This is a genomic window from Promicromonospora sp. MEB111 (assembly GCF_030209445.1).
GTDB lineage: Bacteria > Actinomycetota > Actinomycetes > Actinomycetales > Cellulomonadaceae > Promicromonospora.
The window spans coordinates 38,639-58,348 of the sequence record NZ_JARVSD010000021.1; the positions used below are offsets into that span (position 1 = coordinate 38,639).

Here is a 19,710-nt window from a genome sequence, read left to right on the forward strand (position 1 = left end):
CTGAGGAGGGCGGGCCGGCCGGCCCGCCCTCCTCCCCGCGGGTCCCACCCTGGGCGGAGGCCGTGTCCGAGATGTCCTTCGTGCGGGGGATCCGTCGGCCGTCCGGCCCCCAGCAGACTGACGGGGTGCCGAGACGAAGGAGCATCCCCATGAATGCACACCGCCGAGTCAGGGCAGCCCTGGGCGTCGTGGTGGCCGGCGCGCTGCCGCTCACCGGCGCGGGTATGGCGACGACGGCGTCCGCCGCCAGCGCGGTGCCCGCGACGCCCGCGGTGACCGCGGAACCGGCCGCACGAGCGGCGGACGCGACGCCCGCGGCCGCCGTCGACGACCCCCTGGCGTTGTCCCGCCAGGTCCGGGACGCGGCCGAGCAGGCCGCCTCCGCCCCCGCCGCCCGCACCCTGACCGCCGACGCGGGCATCCGGCGTCAGCTCGACCGGGCGGTCTCCACCCTGGTGGACGACGGCGCCGTCGCCGTCACCGCACGCGTCGAGACGCCGGACCTCACCTGGTCGGGCGCGGACGGCGTCCGCGAGCTCGGGGGCCACGCGCCCGCCCGGGCCGACGACCCGTTCCGCGTGGCGAGCAACACCAAGCCGATGATCGCGACGCTGGTGATGCAGGAGATCGAGAAGGGCACCTGGACGCTGGACACCAGCGTGGAGGACGTGCTGCCGGGCGCCCTGCCGCGGGACGTGACGATCGAGCAGCTGCTCAGCCACACGTCGGGCGCCCCGACGGCGTCGGAGTACCTGATCCTCGACAAGATGCAGGACCCGACGGACATCGACGAGTACTTCGAGGTGCTGGGCGAGCACTACTCGGACGGCGATCACGTCCGGGCCGTGCACACCGCGCCCTGGATGCTGGAGCCGGGCACCGGCTTCTCCTACTCCAACGCCGGGTTCGTGACGCTCGGCATGATGCTGGAGAAGGTGAACCGGACCGACCTCGACGAGCTCCTGGAGGAGCGCGTGTTCGAGCCGGCCGGCATGCGCCGCAGCGACTACCCCGAGAGCCCCCGGAAGCGCGGGCCGTTCCTGGCCGACGCCGCCTACACGGGCGCCGACGGCGCGGGCTGGTACTCGATCAGGCACTTCGACCCGACGCTGTTCCGTGCGGCGGGCGCCGTGACCAGCACGACGAAGGACCTCGCGGCCTTCAACGAGGCCCTGGTGACCGGTGAGCTGGTTGAGCCGGAGACCGTGACCGACATGCTGACGCCGCGCAGCGCCGAGACGATCGAGTACGGCCTCGGCACGTACCGCCTGCCCGACCCGTGCGTGCCCGGCGAGTACCTGTACGGGCACGACGGCGCGAGCTTCGGCACGCTGAGCGTCAACCTGACCTCGCTCGACGGCGAACGGCAGGTGTCGCTGGGCGTGACCGGCCGCAACGTCACGGCGGACCCGGAGGCGCTGTACGACCTGAGCGACCTGCTGGTCCCGATGTTCGAGGCGACCTGCTGACCCACCCCGCCCCACGACGTGTCAGACCCTCAGGTCACCCGGGTGACCTGAGGGTCTGACACGTCGTCATCCGACCGCGGAGCTGGAGCCGCGGACCACCAGCGTGGGCTGGAACATCACGTGCTCGGCCGCGGCGTCCGGCCCGTCGAGCAGGAGGTCGGCGGCGCGGACCCCGATCTCGTGGGTCGGCTGGCGCACGGAGGTCAGGGGCGTGGACAGCTCGGCGGCGAACGCGACGTCGTCGTACCCCACCACCGCGACGTCGGCGGGGACGGCGATGTTCTCCGTGCGCAGCGTGCGCAGCACGCCCAGCGCGACCAGGTCGTTGACGCAGAAGACGGCGGTGGGCCGGTCGCCGGACTCCAGCAGCCCCCGGATCGCGGCCTCCCCGCCCTCGGCGTTGAGGCTGGACACGGTGATCTCCACGAGCGCCGTCGCGGGGTCGAGCCCGGCCGCGACCAGCTCCTTGACCACGCCCTCGTACCGGTCGGCGCACTGCCGGATCGTGTGCGGGCCGTTGAGGAACGCGATGCGCGTGTGCCCCTCGTCGAGCAGGTGCCGCGCGGCGAGCTCGCCGCCGCGCACGTCGTCGACGGCCACGGACGAGATGCTCGGGTCGGACGACGGGCGGTCCAGCAGCACCACCCCGGTGCCGCGCCGGCGCACCGCCAGGAGGTGCTCGATGTCGTCGGTGGCCGGCACGACCATGACGCCCTGCACGCCGTGCTCCTCGAACAGGCGCAGGTAGCGCTGCTCGCGGTCCGGCTTGTCGTCCGACGACGCGACCATCAGCGTGAAGTCGTCCCGGTCCAGGCGCTCCTCGATGCCCCGCGCGACGTCGGTGAAGAACGGGTTGGCGATGTCCAGCACGATGGCGCCGACCGTGGTGATGGTGCCCGCGCGGAGCTGCCGGGCCGAGCCGTTGCGCACGAAGCTCAGCTCGTCGATCGCGGCCTCGACCCGCTCGCGCGTGCCGGGCAGCACCCGCTCGGGACGGTTGAGCACGTTGGACACGGTACCGACGGAGACGCCGGCGGCGCGGGCGACGTCGGCGATGGATGCTCGGCGGTGAGCGGCCGGCTGTGTCATGGAGCCCTCCTTGCTTCGGGCTACATTATGAACCGTTTCATGGCGCAGGTGGTCGAGGAGGACCGGACATGTCGAGCAACACGGCGGGCGCACGCGTCTGCTTCACGTCGCGGGTGCGGGCGGACCGGCTGGACGAGTACCGGGCGGCCCACGCCGCCGTCTGGCCGGAGATGCTCCGGGCCCTGCGCGACACGGGGTGGCGCGACTACCACCTGTACCTGCGCGACGACGGACTGCTGGTCGGGATCCTCGTGACCGACGACTACGCGGCGGCGCAGCGCGGGATGGCCGCTACCGAGGTCAACGCGCGCTGGCAGGCGGCGATGTCGGGCTTCTTCGTCGACGAGGGCAACCCGGACGACGGCTTCGTGCTGCTGGACGAGGTGTTCCACCTGGAGGCCCAGCTCGCGGCCCTCCCGGACGAGCACTGACGTGTCAGACGTACAGGTCACGCGGGTGACCTGTACGTCTGACACGTCGGGGGCGGGGGCTAGTTGACGCCGCCCTCCGGCTCGTTGAGCGCCTCGATGTCGGTGATCCCGGTGCGCTGGCCGAGCAGCCGGTTCGTGATCCATGTCAGGATCCACAGGACGAAGCCGATGCCGAGGAGCCAGCCGGCGATCTGGTACTGGATGACGTCCCGCCCGGTCCACGGCCCCACGAGGAACAGGCAGCAGATCGCCCCGACGATCGGCAGCACGGTCGGCGCCACGAAGTGCTTCCGGTCGATCGGGTCGCGGCGCAGCACCAGCACACAGACGTTGACGATGGCGAACACGGCCAGGAGCAGCAGCGCCGTGGTGCCGCCGAGCGCGGCGACCACGTCGTTCTCCGGGTCGCGGCTGACGAAGTAGATCAGTCCGAACGAGATGGCCGTAGTGACCAGGATGGCGACCCATGGCGTCTGGCGGCGGGCGCCCACCCGCCCCAGCGCGCTGGGCAGCACGTTCTGCTTGGCCATGCCGTACAGCAGGCGGCTGGCCATGAGCATGTTGATGAGCGCCGAGTTGGCGACGGCGAACATCGAGATGAAGGGCAGGATCGTCCCGGCCGGGATGCCCGGCGCCGCCGTCTCGACCACGGTCACCAGCGGGGTGTCGCTCTCCGCCAGCACGCCGACCGGGACGATCGCGACCGCGAACAGGGAGACGAGCACGTAGATGACCCCGGTGATGCCGATGCCGGTGATCATCATCTTGGGGAAGTTCTTGACGGGGTCGTGCGTCTCCTCCGCCATGTTGACCGAGTCCTCGAACCCGACCATCGCGAAGAACGCCAGTGACGTCGCGGCGGTGACGGCGAAGAACGCCCCCTTGTCACCCGGGTCGTCGAACACGATGGTGCGGGAGAAGTCGACGTTGCCCGCGAACGCGGCGTAGAAGCCGATGAGGATCACGAGCAGCAGACCCGACAGCTCCACCAGGGTGAGGAAGACGTTGGCCTTGACGCTCTCGCCGACGCCGCGCAGGTTGATCGCCGCGACCAGCCCCATGAAGATCAGCGCGACCGTGATGATGAGGGTCGCGTTCGTCTCGTCGAGCCCGAAGCCGACGGCGAGGTTGGACGCGAACGCGCGGGCCGCCGTCGACGCCGAGGTGATGCCCGAGCACATGACGGTGAAGCACACCATGAAGGTGAACAGGTGGATGCCGAACGCCTTGTGCGTGTAGAGCGCCGCGCCCGCTGCCCGGGGGTACTTGGTGACGAGCTCCAGGTACGAGAACGCGGTGATGAGGGCGACGAGGAACGCGACGATGAACGGCGCCCACGCCGCACCGCCGACCTCGGCCGCGACGTCTCCGGTCAGTGCGTAGACGCCCGTACCGAGGATGTCACCCACAATGAAGAGCAGGAGGAGCTTGGGCCCCATGACCCGCTTGAGCTCGGTCGGTTCCTCGCCGAGGGCTGCGTGCTCCCCGGCCGTTGGCTGGCTCATTTCCGTCGCCTCCGTTCTGGGGCGGCACGTCGTCGGGCCGCCTCCGTAGCTGCGGGCAGTGTGCACCCCTGATCGGCCAAGGGTTCCGCAACGGGCACGACTCGGCAACGGACGCGCCGCAAGTTCTTGACGCTCTGACCTGGCAGGTCTATCTTCCGAAGTATCTGTTTGAACGATTCAAACGCCAGATAGCGGTCAATGCAGACCGCCCGCATCTCGACGGAGAGACATGCAGAACGCCGCACCGACGCTGCGCCTGGAGGGGGTCGCCAAGTCCTTCGGGCCCGTGGCCGCGCTCCGCTCGGGCACCCTGGTGGTGCAGCCCGGCAGCATCCACGCCCTCGTCGGCGAGAACGGCGCGGGCAAGTCCACGCTGGTCAAGATCGTGGGCGGCGTGCACCGCCGGGACGCGGGCGTGGTCGAGCTCGACGGCGAGCCCGTGGACTTCACCGGTCCCGCCGAGGCCAAGGCGGCCGGCGTCGCCGTGATCCACCAGGAGCCCGCGAGCTTTCCCGACCTGACGGTCGCCGAGAACATCTACCTCGGCCGCGAGCCGCTGGGCCGGTTCCGCCGCATCGACCGGCGCGCCATGCGCGCGGGGGCGCGCGAGCTGTTCCGGGACCTCGGCGTGGACCTCGACCCGGACCGCCCCGCGGAGGGCCTGTCCATCGCGGACCAGCAGATCGTCGAGATCGCCAAGGCGATCTCCCTGGACGCCCGCCTCCTGGTCATGGACGAGCCGACGGCGGCGCTCAGCGCCGTCGAGGTGCGCCGCCTGTTCGCCGTCGCCCGCGGGCTGCGCGACGCCGGCCGCGCCGTCGTCTTCATCTCGCACCGCCTCGACGAGGTCGCCGACCTCTGCGACACCGTCACCGTGATGCGCGACGGCGAGCACGTCTCCACCGACCCGGTCGCCGGCGTGACGGCGGACGAGCTGGTGCGGCGCATGGTCGGCCGCGCCGTCTCCGACCTCTACCCCAAGGTGCCGAGCACGCCCGGCGAGGTGGTGCTCCGGGTCGAGGGACTGCAGTCCACCGGCACCTTCCACGACGTGTCCTTCGAGGTGCGGGCGGGCGAGATCGTCGGCCTGGCCGGCCTGGTCGGAGCCGGGCGCAGCGAGATCGCCCGCGCCGTGTTCGGCGTCGACCGGTACGACGCCGGGCGCGTTGCCGTCGACGGGCGGACCCTGCGCCCGGGCGACCCGACCGCGGCCATCGCCGCGGGCCTCGCCCTGGTCCCCGAGGACCGGCGCCTGGAGGGCCTGGTCACCGAGTCCTCCGTGGCGCGGAACGTCTCCGCCGTCTCCCGACGCCGCCTGGCACGCCTGGGCATCCTGCTGCCCGACGCCGAGGCGCGGCTCGCGCGCGACTGGTCCGGTCGGCTGGCGGTGAAGGCCGGGGCACTCGACGCCGTGGCCACGACCATGAGCGGCGGCAACCAGCAGAAGGTGGTGCTGGCCAAGTGGCTGGCCACCGGGCCGAAGGTGCTGATCGTGGACGAGCCCACCCGCGGCATCGACGTGGGCACCAAGGCCGAGGTGCACCGGCTGCTGTCCACGCTGGCCGCCGAGGGGCTGGCGGTCCTGATGATCTCGTCCGAGCTGCCGGAGGTGCTGGGCATGGCCGACCGCGTGCTCGTGGTCCGCGAGGGGCGGATCGTCGCGGCGCTGGACCGCGCGGACGCCACGCCGGAGACCGTGATGCGCGCCGCGACGCCGGGTGCGTCGTCCGAGCGGGGTGACGCCGCATGACCGCCCTGACCGCCCTGCTGCGCCGGCGCGAGGCCGGCATCGCGCTGGCCCTCCTGGTCGTGATCGGCGTGACCACCGCGATCCAGCCCGGCTTCCTGCTCAGCTCGGGCGGCTGGCGGGACCTGCTGCTCACGCCCGCGATCCTCGTGGTGCTCGCCGTGGGTCAGGCCGTGGTGGTCATCACGCGCAACGTCGACCTCTCCGTGGGCTCGATGCTCGGCCTGACCGCCTACCTGGCCGGCCGGCTGTTCATCGACGTGCCGGACCTGCCGATCGTCGTGGTGGCGCTGGTCGCGGTCGCGGCCGGGGCGGTGCTGGGCCTGGTCAACGGCTCGATCGTGGCGTTCGCCCGTGTGCCGGCCCTCGTCATCACGCTCGGCACGCTGTACGTCTACCGAGGGGTGGCCCTGACCTGGGCGGGCAGCGACCGGATCGACGCCGGCGACATGCCGCGCGCGTTCCTCGCCCTGGGCACGCGGCAGGTGCTCGGCGTGCCCGTGCTGACGATCGTCGCCGCCGTCGTGCTGGCCGTCGTCGCCTACTACATGTACACGTCGCGCGGCGGGCGGCAGCTCTACGCGATCGGGTCCGACCCCGACGCCGCCGAGCTGCAGGGCCTGCCCGTCCGGCGTCGGCTGCTCGGGGCGTTCGCCCTGAACGGGGCGCTCGCCGGGCTGGCCGGCGTGATGTTCGCCGCGCGGTACGGCACCGTCTCGTCCGGCGCGGGGGTGGGCCTGGAGCTGCAGGTCGTGGGCGCCGTCGTGGTGGGCGGCGTCGCGATCTTCGGCGGCAGCGGCACCGTCGTCGGGGCGGCGCTCGGCGCGATGCTGCTGCTCACCATCAACCGGGCCCTGCCCGTGGTGGGCATCCCCGACTTCTGGCAGCGCGCGGTGGTGGGCGCGCTCATCATCGGCGCCATCGCGCTGGACCGCGTGCTGGCCCGGCGGCGGTCGCACCGCCTCGCGGCCGAGCGAGATACCGACCAACCCGGCGGCGCCGGCCCGGCCGACCGCGAGGAGGCGACCCCATGAGGACCCACGCCCGCCCGTGGTGGCAGCGCGCGCTGCTCACCCGCGAGATGCTGACGATCCTGATCCTGGTCGCGGCCTGGGTGGTCGCGTCCGCCGTCGTGCAGGGCTTCGACGGCCCGCTCACCATCACCTACCTGGTGCTCGACGTCGCCCCCGTGCTGCTCATCGCCCTGCCCATGACGCTGATCATCGCCACGGGCGAGATCGACCTGTCGGTCGCGTCGGTCGTGGGCCTGTCCAGCGTGACCTTCGGGCTGCTGCACCAGGCCGGGTTCGGCCTGTGGGTCGCCCTGCCGGCGTCGGTGCTGCTGGGCGCGGTGTGCGGCGCCGTCAACGGGACGCTGGTCGCGTACGGCGGGCTGCCCTCGCTGGCCGTCACCATCGGCTCGCTCGCCCTCTACCGCGGCCTCGCCGTGGGCCTCCTGGGCACCACGGCCGTCACCGACTTCCCCGAGTCCTGGACCGACGGCGCCACCGAGAACCTGGGGGAGTCGCCCTGGCCGGTGGTCACGCTCGGGCTGGTCGTGCTGATCGCCGTCTTCGCCGTCCTGCTGCACGCCACGCCGTTCGGCCGGAACGTGCTGGACATCGGCCGCAGCAGCGAGGCCGCCCGGTTCTCCGGCGTCGACGTCAAGCGGACCCTCCTCGTCCTGTTCGTGCTGTCCGGGGCGGTCTCTGCGCTCGCTGGCGTCTATTACACGCTCCGCTACGGCAGCGCCCGCGGCGACAACGCGACCGGCATGGAGCTCCAGGTCGTGGCGGCGGTGCTGCTCGGCGGGGTGTCCATCTTCGGCGGGCGCGGTGCGATCCACGGCGTGGTCGCGGGCGTGCTGCTCATCGGCGTGCTCAGCAGTGCCCTCCGGCTGGAGGGGGTCACCGTCAACGTCATCAACATCGTGATCGGCACGGCGCTCGTCGTGTCGGTGGTCGCGCCGCGCATCGCGGGCGGCCTCAGGGTCCGACGGCGTCCGGCGGTCGGGCAAGGAAGCTAGGGAGACGAACGATGAGGTTCACATCTGTGCTCGCGGCCGGCACGGCCGCTGTGCTCGCACTGGGGCTGACCGCCTGCGGCGGCGGGGGCGACGAGGGTGGTGACGGCGCCAGCGGCGAGACCGAGGGCGCCACCATCACGATGCTGCCCAAGAATCTGGGCAACCCGTACTTCGAGGCGTCCACCGCGGGCGCGGAGGAGGCGGCCGAGGAGCTGGGGGCCACCGTCGACGAGGTGGGGCCGGACACGGCGTCGCCCGACTCGCAGGTGCCGTTCATCAACACCGCCGCCCAGCAGGGCGTGAGCGCGCTGGTGATCTCGGCGAACGACCCGACGGCGATCGGCGACGCGCTCGACGAGGCGCGGTCCGCGGGCACCAAGGTGGTCACGTTCGACTCGGACACCGAGCCGCAGTACCGCGACCTGTTCGTCAACCAGGCCTCGGCCGAGGGCATCGCGGACAAGCAGCTCGAGCTCATCTCCGACCAGATCGGTGGCGAGGGCGAGATCGCCATCCTCTCGGCGTCGGCCAACGCGACCAACCAGAACGCGTGGATCGCGATCATGGAGGAGAAGCTGGCCTCCGACTACCCGGACATCGAGCTCGTCGAGACCGCCTACGGCGACGACGACGACCAGACGTCGTTCGACAAGACGGCGGCGCTGCTCCAGTCCCACCCGGACCTCAAGGGGATCGTGTCACCCACGACCGTGGGCATCGCCGCGGCGGCGCGCTACGTGTCGACGTCCGAGTACAAGGGCAAGGTCGCGGTCACGGGCCTCGGCACGCCCAACCAGATGCGCGAGTACGTCGACGACGGCACCGTCGAGGCGTTCGCGCTGTGGAACCCGACCGACCTGGGCTACCTGGCGACGCAGGCCGCCGCGGCTCTCGTGGCGGGCGACATCACGGGCGAGGAGGGCGACACCTTCGAGGCCGGCCGGCTCGGTGAGTACACCGTGGGGGCCGACGGCGAGGTGCTGCTCGGCGAGCCGTTCGTGTTCGACAAGAGCAACATCGACGACTTCGACTTCTGACCCTGCTCCGGCCTCGTCGTCGAGCCGCGTGCCGTGACGTGACATGCCGTGACGTGATGTGACGTCCGGCCGAGCTCCCCTTTGAGGCCGGGGTTGCTCCTCTTTGCGACCCTTCAAAGCGGAGTAACCCCGGCTCCAAGGGGGAGTTCGGGTTGTCCCCGGCGACTGCCGTGCCCTCCGGCGCCCCCCGGGTGATCCAGGCGGTGTCCAGGAAAAGATCACCCGCTCCGCAGGGGTGAAACCTGGGGGCGTCGTGCCTGGTCACCACTAACGTCACCCTGTTCTTCGCGTCGGCCGCACCCCGTGCGGCCGACGCGTTTCGATGCGAGGAGGACACAGTGGTTCGGCACGCGGCAGCACCGGCATCCAGGTCGAAGCAGGGTCCCCGGCACAGCGCGGGCAAGCCGGCGCTCGCCGGGACCGCGGTGGGCAGGACGATCATCCTCGGCGTGGCGCCGGCGATGGTGCTCGGCGGCGCGCTGGCTCCGGCGGCGACGGCGCTGACGGCGGAACCGTCCCTGGAGCCCGAGGGCATCGCGGCCCCCGCGGACTCCGCGCTGCCCGACGCCGGCACCACGGAGGCGCAGGTCGAGACCGTCGAGGTCGCCGCGGCCCCGGCCGAGGAGACCGCCGTGGTCGACGACGTCACGGGTGCGGACCCGGAGGCGGCCGCCGGGACCGCCACGGCGGCGGACGGCGCCGTGGTGCTCGACACCGCCGACACCGACGGACGGATCGCGGGCGCCATCGAGGTGCCGGACGGGTTCCAGACGGTCGGGCTGTCCTGGCCGGCCGAGATCGATCACGTCGTTCCCGAGATGCAGGTGCGTACCCGGGCCACCGATGGGACCTGGAGCGGCTGGAGCCACCTGGAGAAGTCCACGGACGGCGCCGACGGCGGCTCCGCCGTCGTGACGTCCGCGCCGGTCTACGTGGGCGAGGCCGACGCCGTGCAGCTCGCGACGGTGGACGAGGCCGCCGAGTTCCCGGCGGGCGTGGAGCTCAGCCTCGTCTCGTCGGCGCAGGTCACCACGGCCGCGGCGACGACGTCGGGCACGGTCGCGCCGTCGGCCACCACGGCGGGGCCCACGATCATCACGCGCGAGGAGTGGGGCGCCGCGCCCCGCTGCCTCGAGCCGGGCACCGGCCCCACCTGGTTCCCTGCCGAGGGCGGCCTCAAGGCCGCGGCCGTGCACCACACGGTGAACCCGAACGACTACGCCACCGTGGCCGAGGCCATGCAGGCCATCCGCAACGACCAGGCGTACCACCAGCAGACGCACGGCTGGTGCGACATCGGCTACAACTTCCTGGTCGACAAGTGGGGCAACATCTACGAGGGCGCCGACGGCAGCATCGAGGAGCCGATCATCGGCGCCCACACCGGCGGCTTCAACACCGGCACGGTCGGCGTCGCGATGATCGGCACGTACACGACGGCGGCGGGCGTGAAGCCCACCACCGCCCAGCGGGACGGCGTGGCCAAGATCATCGGCAGCCGCCTCGCGCAGTACGACGTGAACCCGGACGAGACGACGGTCCTCACCGCCGCCGGCCACACCGACGGCGGTCGCTACTACGCGGGCGACCAGGTGACGCTGCCGCGGGTCTTCGGGCACCGCGACACGCACCAGACCGAGTGCCCGGGCGAGCTCGCCTACCCGCTGCTGTCCGGGATCCAGGACCAGGCTGCCGTGTACGCGAAGCAGTACGCGGAGGTGGACGAGCAGTCCAAGAACTTCGTGCAGGCGATGTACCAGGACTACCTCGGCCGGGCGGCCACGGCCACGGACATCGAGAGCTGGTCCTACCGCGTCTCGGTGGACGGGCCGGGCGTGCTGGCCGACGGCATGGCCAAGTCGGACAACTACCGCAAGGTCCGCATCAGCCAGGCGTTCCAGGCGACCCTCGGCTACACGCCGTCGGCCACCCAGACGGCCAACTACCTCGCCATGGTCAAGAAGAAGACGCGGACGATCGACCAGATCGAGCCGTACCTGATGGGCACCTCGACCTACTACAAGCACGTGGGCGGCACCGACGCGAAGTACGTCACCGCGCTGTACCAGCACATCCTGCACCGGCCGCCGACGTCGGACCAGCTCAAGCACTGGATGCCGCGGCTGAACACCCTGGGCCGCGCGGGCGTGGTCAATGCCCTGTGGAAGAACCCGCAGGCGGTGCGGTACCGGGTCGTGGCGACCTACCAGCACTACCTCGGCGTCGCGCCGACCACCGCCCAGGCCGACACCTGGGTCAAGCGCCTCACGACGGCCGGTACCACCGAGGACGAGGCCACGCTGCGCCGCGCGATCGTGGTGACCACGAAGTACCTGGCCGCGGCGGACGCGAGGTACTGACGGGGTGGCTCGGGTGGTCGGTGGTTCGTCAGGTGATCGGCAGCCCGGGCTGCCGATCACCTGACGAACCACCGACCACCCGCCGTGGCGCGTGGCGCCGTGCTCCCCTTGCGTCTTGACCCTTGGGCGGGTGGGGAATAGGCTCGTAATGAATCGTTTCAAGGTGCGCACGAGGGCGTGCGCGGAGAGGGAGGACGCCATGGCGGCATCCACACGTGTCGAGGCGGCCAGGTCCGCGCTCCGGCAGCAGACGATCGAGCTGCCGTCCTGGGCCTTCGGCAACTCGGGCACGAGGTTCAAGGTCTTCAGCCAGCCGGGCGTGCCGCGTGACCCGTTCGAGAAGATCGCCGACGCCGCCCAGGTGCACCGGTACACCGGTGTCGCCCCGCGCGTCAGCCTGCACATCCCGTGGGACCTCGTCGACGACTTCGGCGCGCTCGCCCGGCACGCCGCCGACCTGGGCGTGCAGATCGGCATGATCAACTCCAACGTCTTCCAGGACGAGGACTTCATGCTGGGCTCGCTCGCCCACCCCGACCCGCGGGTGCGGGCCAAGGCCGTGGACCACCACAAGCAGTGCATCGACGTCATGCGCGCCACGGGGTCCAAGGACCTCAAGGTCTGGCTGTCCGACGGCCTCAACTACCCCGGCCAGGACTCGATCCGGGCCCGTCAGGACCGGATCGCCGAGTCGCTGGCCGAGATCTACGCCGCGCTCGACGACGACCAGCACATGGTGCTCGAGTACAAGTTCTTCGAGCCGGCCTTCTACGTCACCGACGTGCCGGACTGGGGCACGTCGCTGCTGCACGTCATGGCGCTCGGCGACCGGGCGAAGGTCGTGCTGGACACGGGCCACCACGCGCCCGGCACCAACATCGAGTTCATCGTGGCGCAGCTCCTGCGCCAGGGCCGGCTCGGCGCCTTCGACTTCAACAGCCGGTTCTACGCCGACGACGACCTCATGGTCGGCGCCGCGGACCCGTTCCAGCTCTTCCGGATCATGCACGAGATCGTGTCCGCCGGGGCGCACGCCCCGGACAGCGGCGTGAACTTCATGCTCGACCAGTGCCACAACATCGAGCCGAAGATCCCCGCCCAGATCCGGTCCGTCATGAACGTCCAGGAGGCGACGGCCAAGGCGCTGCTCGTCGACGTCGAGGCCCTGGAGGCGGCGCAGCTCGCGGGGGACGTGCTCGGCGCGCACGGCGTGCTCATGGACGCCTACGACACCGACGTCCGGCCGCTCGTGGCGCAGGTGCGCGAGGAGATGGGGCTGGACCCGAACCCGACTGCGGCCTTCGCGGCGTCGGGCTATGCCGAGAAGATCGCGAGCGAGCGCGTCGGTGGCGCGCAGGCGGGATGGGGAGCATGAACGACGTCAGCGGATCCGGCGTGGTCGAGGACCTGGTGGGCCGGTCGAACCGGCTGGGCTCCGATCCCCGGGTGACCAACTACGCGGGCGGCAACACGTCCGCGAAGGGGACCGCCACCGACCCCGTGACGGGCGAGGCCGTCGAGCTGCTGTGGGTCAAGGGCTCCGGCGGCGACCTCGGCACGCTCACCGAGCAGGGCCTGGCCGTGCTGCGGCTGGACCGGATGCGCGCCCTCGTGGACGTGTACCCGGGTGAGGAGCGCGAGGACGAGATGGTCGCCGCGTTCGACTACTGCCTGCACGGCAAGGGCGGCGCGGCGCCGTCGATCGACACGGCGATGCACGGCCTGGTCGACGCCGCCCACGTGGACCACCTGCACCCCGACGCCGGCATCGCGATCGCCGCGGCCGCCGACGGCGAGACGCTGACCGCCGAGATCTTCGGCGACGAGGTCGTGTGGGTGCCCTGGCGCCGGCCGGGCTTCCAGCTCGGCCTCGACATCGCGGCCATCAAGGCGGCCAACCCGCAGGCGGTCGGGTGCGTCCTGGGCGGCCACGGCATCACCGCGTGGGGCGACACCTCGGCCGAGGCGGAGGAGCGGTCCCTCGGGATCATCCGCCGGGCCGAGGAGTTCATCGCGGCCCGGGCCGCGGCCCGGGAGACCCACGCCTTCGGCGCGGTGCGCCCCGGCTACGAGCCCCTGCCCGACGCCGAACGCAGGGCGCGGGCCGCCGCGCTCGCGCCGGTGATCCGTGGCCTGGCCAGCATCGACGCCCCGCAGGTGGGCCACTTCACCGACTCGGAGCCGGTGCTGGACTTCGTCGCGCGCGAGCGGCTGGTGCCCCTGGCCGAGCTCGGCACGAGCTGCCCCGACCACTTCCTGCGCACCAAGGTGAAGCCGCTGGTGGTCGACGTGCCGACGTCGGCCACGGTCGAGGAGACCGTGACCGCGCTCCGGGCCGCGCACGAGGCCTACCGCGCCGACTACGCCGCCTACTACGACCGGGGCGCCGCGGCGGCCCGGGCCCGCGGCGAGGAGCCGCCCGCCATGCGCGGTGCCGACCCGGCGATCGTGCTGGTCCCGGGCGTGGGCATGTTCTCCTTCGGCCGGAACAAGCAGACGGCACGCGTGGCCGGCGAGTTCTACGTCAACGCGATCAACGTGATGCGCGGCGCGGAGACGATCTCGACCTACGCCCCCATCGCGGAGGCCGAGAAGTTCCGCATCGAGTACTGGGCGCTGGAGGAGGCCAAGCTGCGGCGCATGCCCGCGCCCAAGCCCCTGGCGACCCGGGTCGCACTGGTGACCGGGGCGGCGTCGGGCATCGGCAGGGCGATCGCCACCCGGCTGGCGGCCGAGGGCGCGTGCGTGGTGGTCGCGGACCTCGACCTGGAGAAGGCGACCGCGTCGGCGGCCGAGCTCGGATCGGCCGACGTCGCGATCGGCGTGGCCGTGGACGTGTCCTCCGAGGCCGCCGTCCAGGCGGCGGTCCAGGAGGCGGTGCTCGCGTTCGGCGGCGTGGACCTCGTGGTCAACAACGCCGGGCTCTCCCTGTCGCGGTCGCTGTTCGACACCACCGAGGCCGACTGGGACCTGCAGCACAACGTGATGGCCAAGGGCTCGTTCCTGGTCTCGCGGGAAGCGGCGCGGGTGCTGGTGGACCAGGGCATGGGCGGCGACATCGTCTACATCTCGTCCAAGAACTCTGTGTTCGCGGGGCCCAACAACATCGCCTACTCGGCGACCAAGGCCGACCAGGCGCACCAGGTGCGCCTGCTGGCCGCCGAGCTGGGGCAGTACGGCATCCGCGTGAACGGCGTGAACCCCGACGGCGTGGTGCGCGGGTCCGAGATCTTCGCGTCCGGCTGGGGCGCCAACCGGGCGGCGGTCTACGGCGTTCCGGAGGAGAAGCTCGGCGAGTTCTACGCGCAGCGCACCCTGCTCAAGCGCGAGGTGCTGCCGGAGAACGTGGCGAACGCCGTGTTCGCGCTGTGCACCTCCGACTTCTCGCACACGACGGGCCTGCACGTGCCGGTCGACGCGGGCGTGGCAGCGGCGTTCCTGCGGTGAGCGAGTCCGTGGGCGGGGCCGGCGCGGCGCGGGGCGGGGCCGTGCCACCGGCGGCCGGCCCGGCCGAAGCCGGGTTCGTCGCGATCGACCTGGGCGCGACCAGCGGCCGGGTGATGCTCGGGGTGGTGCACGGCGAACCGAGGGTCGAGCTCGTCGAGTGCGGCCGGTTCCCGAACGGGCCCCGGGCGGACGAGCACGGCGCCCTGCGGTGGGACGTGCGCGCGCTGTGGCGCGGGATCCTCGACGGGCTGCGGGCCGCGGGAGATCTCGCGCGGGAGCGCGGCGTCGAGGTCCGGGGGATCGGCGTGGACGCGTGGGCCGTGGACCACGCGTTCCTCGACGCCGCCGGGGACCTGGTGGCGGACCCGTTCTGCTACCGCGACGCCCGCACGGACCACGTGGCCGACGAGGTGTACGAGCACGTGCCGTTCGCCGACCACTACGCGATCAACGGGCTGCAGCACCTGCAGTTCACCACCGAGTTCCAGCTCGTCGCGGGGGTCTCGACCGGCGTCGGCGGCGAGGAGTGGGCGCAGGCCCGGCACCTGCTGCTGGTGCCCGACCTGATCACGTACCGGCTCACCGGCCGCCGGGTCGCGGAGGTGACCAACGCGTCCACCACGGGGCTGCTCGACGCCCGCTCCCGCAGCTGGTCGGGCGAGCTCCTGGACGGGCTCGGGGCGGAGTACGCCGGGCTCGCGGGGCTGCGGGACCGGCTGCCGGAGCTCGTCGAGCCCGGCGCCGTCGTCGGGCACCTCGTGCCCGAGGTGCGGGAGGCGACCGGCCTCGGCGACGTGCCGGTGCTCGCCGTCGCCTCGCACGACACCGCGTCCGCCGTGGCGGCCACGCCGCTGGGGGCCGCCGGGGCGTACGTCTCGTCGGGCACGTGGTCGCTGGTCGGGCTGGAGCTGCCCGAGCCCGTGCTCTCCGCGGCGAGCCGCGAGGCGAACTTCACCAACGAGCTCGGCCTCGACGGGACCGTGCGCTACCTGCGCAACGTCATGGGCCTGTGGGTGCTGGACGAGTGCGTCCGGGCGTGGGCGCACGACGACGGCGCGCCCGTGGACCTGCCCGGCCTGCTGGCGGCGGCCGCCGCCGAGCCGGGCGGCCGCTGCCTGGTCGACGTGGACGGCGACGAGTTCCTCGCCCCGGGCGACATGCCGCGCCGGGTGTCGGACGCCGTCGCGCGCCTCGGCGTCGACCTCCCCTCGGACGGCCCCGCCGCGCGGCCCGCCCTGGTCCGGGTGGTCCTCGACAGCCTCGCGGCCGCCTCGGCGCGGGCGGTCTCGAACGCGTCGGCGCTGGCGGGCGTGGTCGTGGACACCGTGCACGTGGTGGGCGGCGGCTCGCGGAACGAGCTGCTGTGCCGGCTGACCGCCGAGGCGACCGGGCTGCCCGTGGTCGCCGGCCCGGTCGAGGCCACGGCGCTCGGGAACGTGCTGGTGCAGGCCCGCGCCGTCGGGGTGCTGTCGGGCGACCTGACGGCGCTGCGCGACGTCGTGCGCGCGAGCGTCACGCTGCGGCGGTACGACCCTGAGCCTCGACGACCTGAGCCGCTACACCCCTGAGCCGGCGCTCGACCCGCGGACGATCAGCCGGGGGCTCAGCTCGATCCGGTGCACCGGGCGCTCGGCGTCCGCGAGCCGGCGCGTCAGCAGCTCCACCGCACCCGCGCCGATCGCGGCCTTGGGCGGGCTCACCGCGGTGAGCGGCGGGTCGGCCAGGGCGGCCACCTCGTCGTCGTAGGCGACCACCGCGAGGTCCGCGGGCACCCGCACGCCGCGTTCGCGCGCCAGCTCCACCAGCGAGATCGCCTCCCGGTCGGAGTGCACCAGCACCGCGGTCACGCCCGTCTCGGCGCACCGGTCCAGCACGGACGCGGCGTCGGCGGCCCAGTCGGGGTCGGCCAGCGGCGCGGTCTCCAGGTCGAGCACCACGTCGAACGCCAGATCCTCCGCCGCCGCGAGGAACCCGCGGCGGACGGCCCCGGAGTGCGGGCTGGTCCGCGACGTCACCAGACCCACCTGCCGGTGGCCACGCTCCGCGAGGTGGCGCGCCGCCGTGCCCGAGCCGAGCGCGTGGTCGGTGGCGACCGACTCCAGGGGCTCGCGGTACGGGCCCCCCACCAGGCGCCGTTCCATCAGCACCACGGGCAGGTCCAGGCCGGCGAGCCAGTCGCCCAGCTCGGTGGCGTCGGGCCCGGAGGCGGGCGGCGCGACGAGCAGGCCGTCGACCCCCGGACCGCCGTCCTCCCCGACGAGCGCCGCGAGCTGGTGTCGGATCTGGTCCACGTCGTAGGACCCGCCCCGCAGGATCAGCCGCGCCGTGCCGTCCGCGGCACCCCGCGCGCCGCGGATCACCTCGGGCCAGTAGTAGTCGAGCGACGGCACGACCACGCCGATGGTCGGCTGCCCGGCGTCGGCCGTGTCCTCGACGTCCTGCTTCCCGGCCGTGCGGGCCGGGATGCGGGCCCCGCCGTGCACCTTCTCCAGCGCGCCGTCCATGACGAGCACGGCGAGATCGCGCCGCACCGTCACCGGCGTGACACCGAGCACGCGCGACAGGTCGCTCACGCGTGCCGAACCCGTCTCCCGCACCCGCGCGATCAGGCGCGCCCGACGCTCGCTCGGGAGCGGCGCTTCCTGCGTCATGCAACCTCCTGCGATCCCGACCCGGTGGGTCTCATGGTGACCCGGAACGCGCCCGACTGCGCCTCTGCGCGCGCCGTGAGTCGCAACCGGGTCAGGTGTTCACCCCATACGGCGGACAGCTCCGGGTCGTCCAGCGCGCGCACGTCGAGCTCGGCGTCGACGTCCGCGACGTCCCAGGTGAGGGCGAGCGTACGGGGGGTCGACCCGTCCGGGGTACCGTCCGGCGCGAACCCGACGACCGCCCGGCCGGGGGTGAGCGTCACGTCGCCGGCGAGCAGCCAGTGCCACGCCGTCGGACCGGCCGGATCGCCCGACGCCGCGGGCGAGAACTCCCAGGAGTCCTCGACGGTCATGGTCTCGGCGCCGGGGTCCAGCCGCACGTCCCGCCACCAGTGCTCCAGCCCACCGACCGGGTAGGCGCCGGCCAGGTCCACCCGCGCCCGCCAGCCCGCCGCCGGACCGGCGTCGGCCCCGCCGGTCCGGTCGGCCCCATCGGTCTCGTCAGCGCCGTCGCCCCCGTCGTCCGACACCTCGAAGGCGCGGGCGGCGAACTCCGGGCCCGGCGCCTGCTCCACCCCGCGGACCCGGGGGACGTTGTGCCAGTCGCCCCGGACCACCCACAGGTCGTACCGGTCGGGCCCGAAGGTGCCCGCGCGGTAGGTGGGCTTGCCCGCGTCCACGACGACGGGCACGCCGTCGAGCGCCACGATCACCGAGCCGACGTCCACGTGGTTGTGGTTCTCGTCGTTGTGCCCACCCTTGACCGACACCGCGACGCCACGCGCCGACCCGGGCGCGGAGCGCGCGACCGCGACGCCCGTCGACGGGAACACCGAACGCCCCACCAGCGGCGGCGCGGCGGCGGGAGCGTCCGCCCAGGATCCGGTCAGCAGGCCCACGGCTCGGGGCAGGGAGGCGCGCTCGTCGAACAGCCCGCCGGGCCGCCCGCGGTACGACGCCGCATGCCGTGCCGCCGCCTCGTCGCCCACGCGCAGCGCCCACGCGTGCACGACGTTCCACGGCCAGGTGGCGAGCGGCCGCGCGGCGCTGTCGGCCACGTTGACGTACCAGTCGCCGCCCAGGTGCATCGCGTGCGGGAACGCCACGGTCGCGCGGATCCGTGCCAGGGCCTCGGGAGCCGGCTCGATCCCCGCGAACGCGAGCAGGTCCTGCGCCTCCAGGGCCCGGGCGGCGCCCTGCCACCAGTAGTGGTAGCCCTCGTCGACGCCGCCGTCGTCCGGCAGGGACGCCCAGTACGCGGCGATGCCCTCCGCGACGAGGGCCGAGGTGGCCCGGCGCCGGTCCGGGTCCTCCTCCAGCACGAGGTTGGCGGCGAGCACGTTGCCCTGGATCCAGGGGCTCCAGTTCATGATCGGGTGGTCGACGCCGAGCCACCACCAGTCACGCCGCTCGGTGAACGGCCGCAGGACCCTGGCCTGCGCCTCCTGCCGGACGCGCCAGCGCACGCCGGGCGCGCGCTCGTCGAGGGCCGGGCCGAGCAGGTGGTCGACCCACCCGAGCTGCGCGGCCACCTCGCCCGCGCCGAGGTCCAGGTACGGCTCGGTGACCGTGGGCGTGATCCGGCCGAACCGGTCGAACGTGTCGTCGTGCGCGGCCCAGCACCACGAGGACTGCTCGCACAGCAGCAGCACGCCGTCGACCACCTCGTCGACACGCTCGTCGCTCGGGTCGACGAGGGCAGCGAGCGTGGCGCGGGTCAGCCGCGCCTGCCGGGCCGCGACCTGCGCCTCGTAGACCGTGCGGACGCCGTCGCGGAAGAACCGGGCGTACTGCGAGGCCAGGGGCTGCGGCCAGGGGGTACCGCGCTCGGCGTCGGCAGCGGCGAGCGTGGCGGCGAGCGCGCCCGCCATGCCCGGGCCGGCCCAGAGGCTCCGGGCCGTGACGTCGGGCGCAGGCAGCGACGGTGCTGTCATGTGCGTATCTCCAA

General features: G+C 73.1%; 14 protein-coding genes. 10 read left to right on the forward strand and 4 right to left on the reverse strand.

Annotation, left to right across the window (positions count from 1 at the left end):
* Nucleotides 1–149 precede the first annotated feature (149 nt).
* Complete coding sequence (locus QRN56_RS23750; RefSeq protein WP_285107458.1) at nt 150–1,469, forward strand: serine hydrolase domain-containing protein; 1,320 nt, start codon at nt 150–152, stop codon at nt 1,467–1,469.
* Between the two features lie 66 nt (nt 1,470–1,535).
* Here the strand turns inward: QRN56_RS23750 and QRN56_RS23755 are convergent, their stop codons facing one another.
* A complete protein-coding gene (locus QRN56_RS23755; RefSeq protein WP_285107460.1) occupies nt 1,536–2,558 on the reverse strand; it encodes a LacI family DNA-binding transcriptional regulator in 1,023 nt (340 codons plus the stop codon).
* A gap of 68 nt (nt 2,559–2,626) precedes the next feature.
* On the opposite strand from QRN56_RS23755, the gene QRN56_RS23760 reads away from it, so the two are divergent.
* A complete protein-coding gene (locus QRN56_RS23760) occupies nt 2,627–2,989 on the forward strand; it encodes an L-rhamnose mutarotase (protein ID WP_285107462.1) in 363 nt (120 codons plus the stop codon).
* A gap of 59 nt (nt 2,990–3,048) precedes the next feature.
* Here QRN56_RS23760 and QRN56_RS23765 read toward each other — a convergent pair whose 3' ends face one another.
* Nucleotides 3,049–4,494 (reverse strand): APC family permease, encoded by a 1,446-nt coding sequence (locus tag QRN56_RS23765; protein WP_285107464.1) that lies wholly within the window; start codon nt 4,492–4,494, stop codon nt 3,049–3,051.
* 229 nt (nt 4,495–4,723) lie between these two features.
* Between QRN56_RS23765 and QRN56_RS23770 the strand changes: the two genes are divergently transcribed.
* From QRN56_RS23770 to QRN56_RS23805, 8 genes are all read left to right on the forward strand, one after another.
* Nucleotides 4,724–6,244: a sugar ABC transporter ATP-binding protein gene (locus QRN56_RS23770; RefSeq protein WP_285107466.1), complete on the forward strand. Its 1,521-nt coding sequence runs from the start codon at nt 4,724–4,726 to the stop codon at nt 6,242–6,244.
* A complete protein-coding gene (locus QRN56_RS23775; RefSeq protein WP_285107468.1) occupies nt 6,241–7,275 on the forward strand; it encodes an ABC transporter permease in 1,035 nt (344 codons plus the stop codon). The genes QRN56_RS23770 and QRN56_RS23775 overlap by 4 nt, the downstream gene beginning before the upstream one ends.
* Nucleotides 7,272–8,267, forward strand: a complete 996-nt coding sequence (locus QRN56_RS23780) for an ABC transporter permease (protein WP_285107470.1) — start codon at nt 7,272–7,274, stop codon at nt 8,265–8,267. Before QRN56_RS23775 ends, QRN56_RS23780 begins: the two co-directional genes overlap by 4 nt.
* Nucleotides 8,268–8,278: 11 nt before the next feature.
* The gene (rhaS, locus tag QRN56_RS23785) at nt 8,279–9,304 is read left to right on the forward strand and encodes a rhamnose ABC transporter substrate-binding protein (RefSeq protein WP_285107472.1); all 1,026 of its coding nucleotides are present in this window, start codon (nt 8,279–8,281) and stop codon (nt 9,302–9,304) included.
* Nucleotides 9,305–9,642: 338 nt separating this feature from the next.
* Nucleotides 9,643–11,664 (forward strand): N-acetylmuramoyl-L-alanine amidase, encoded by a 2,022-nt coding sequence (locus tag QRN56_RS23790; protein ID WP_285107473.1) that lies wholly within the window; start codon nt 9,643–9,645, stop codon nt 11,662–11,664.
* Between the two features lie 199 nt (nt 11,665–11,863).
* The gene (rhaI, locus tag QRN56_RS23795; protein WP_285107475.1) at nt 11,864–13,039 is read left to right on the forward strand and encodes an L-rhamnose isomerase; all 1,176 of its coding nucleotides are present in this window, start codon (nt 11,864–11,866) and stop codon (nt 13,037–13,039) included.
* Complete coding sequence (locus tag QRN56_RS23800) at nt 13,036–15,111, forward strand: bifunctional aldolase/short-chain dehydrogenase (protein ID WP_285107476.1); 2,076 nt, start codon at nt 13,036–13,038, stop codon at nt 15,109–15,111. The genes rhaI and QRN56_RS23800 overlap by 4 nt, the downstream gene beginning before the upstream one ends.
* Nucleotides 15,108–16,679, forward strand: coding sequence for a rhamnulokinase (locus QRN56_RS23805; RefSeq protein WP_350224603.1), 1,572 nt, complete (start codon nt 15,108–15,110; stop codon nt 16,677–16,679). The genes QRN56_RS23800 and QRN56_RS23805 overlap by 4 nt, the downstream gene beginning before the upstream one ends.
* Here QRN56_RS23805 and QRN56_RS23810 read toward each other — a convergent pair.
* The gene (locus QRN56_RS23810) at nt 16,668–17,762 is read right to left on the reverse strand and encodes a substrate-binding domain-containing protein (protein ID WP_285107478.1); all 1,095 of its coding nucleotides are present in this window, start codon (nt 17,760–17,762) and stop codon (nt 16,668–16,670) included. The genes QRN56_RS23805 and QRN56_RS23810 overlap by 12 nt on opposite strands.
* The gene (locus QRN56_RS23815) at nt 17,759–19,696 is read right to left on the reverse strand and encodes a heparinase II/III family protein (protein WP_285107480.1); all 1,938 of its coding nucleotides are present in this window, start codon (nt 19,694–19,696) and stop codon (nt 17,759–17,761) included. The genes QRN56_RS23810 and QRN56_RS23815 overlap by 4 nt, the downstream gene beginning before the upstream one ends.
* Between the last annotated feature and the right edge of the window lie 14 nt (nt 19,697–19,710).

Bases quoted from the DNA above. Each gene is read 5' to 3' on its own strand.
- QRN56_RS23775 (WP_285107468.1), top strand. From the start codon at position 6,241: ATGACCGCCCTGACCGCCCTGCTGCGCCGGCGCGAGGCCGGCATCGCG.
- rhaI (WP_285107475.1), top strand. From the start codon at position 11,864: ATGGCGGCATCCACACGTGTCGAGGCGGCCAGGTCCGCGCTCCGGCAG.
- QRN56_RS23780 (WP_285107470.1), top strand. From the start codon at position 7,272: ATGAGGACCCACGCCCGCCCGTGGTGGCAGCGCGCGCTGCTCACCCGC.
- rhaS (WP_285107472.1), top strand. From the start codon at position 8,279: ATGAGGTTCACATCTGTGCTCGCGGCCGGCACGGCCGCTGTGCTCGCA.
- QRN56_RS23800 (WP_285107476.1), top strand. From the start codon at position 13,036: ATGAACGACGTCAGCGGATCCGGCGTGGTCGAGGACCTGGTGGGCCGG.
- QRN56_RS23765 (WP_285107464.1), bottom strand. From the start codon at position 4,494: ATGAGCCAGCCAACGGCCGGGGAGCACGCAGCCCTCGGCGAGGAACCG.
- QRN56_RS23770 (WP_285107466.1), top strand. From the start codon at position 4,724: ATGCAGAACGCCGCACCGACGCTGCGCCTGGAGGGGGTCGCCAAGTCC.
- QRN56_RS23760 (WP_285107462.1), top strand. From the start codon at position 2,627: ATGTCGAGCAACACGGCGGGCGCACGCGTCTGCTTCACGTCGCGGGTG.
- QRN56_RS23755 (WP_285107460.1), bottom strand. From the start codon at position 2,558: ATGACACAGCCGGCCGCTCACCGCCGAGCATCCATCGCCGACGTCGCC.
- QRN56_RS23810 (WP_285107478.1), bottom strand. From the start codon at position 17,762: ATGACGCAGGAAGCGCCGCTCCCGAGCGAGCGTCGGGCGCGCCTGATC.
- QRN56_RS23815 (WP_285107480.1), bottom strand. From the start codon at position 19,696: ATGACAGCACCGTCGCTGCCTGCGCCCGACGTCACGGCCCGGAGCCTC.
- QRN56_RS23750 (WP_285107458.1), top strand. From the start codon at position 150: ATGAATGCACACCGCCGAGTCAGGGCAGCCCTGGGCGTCGTGGTGGCC.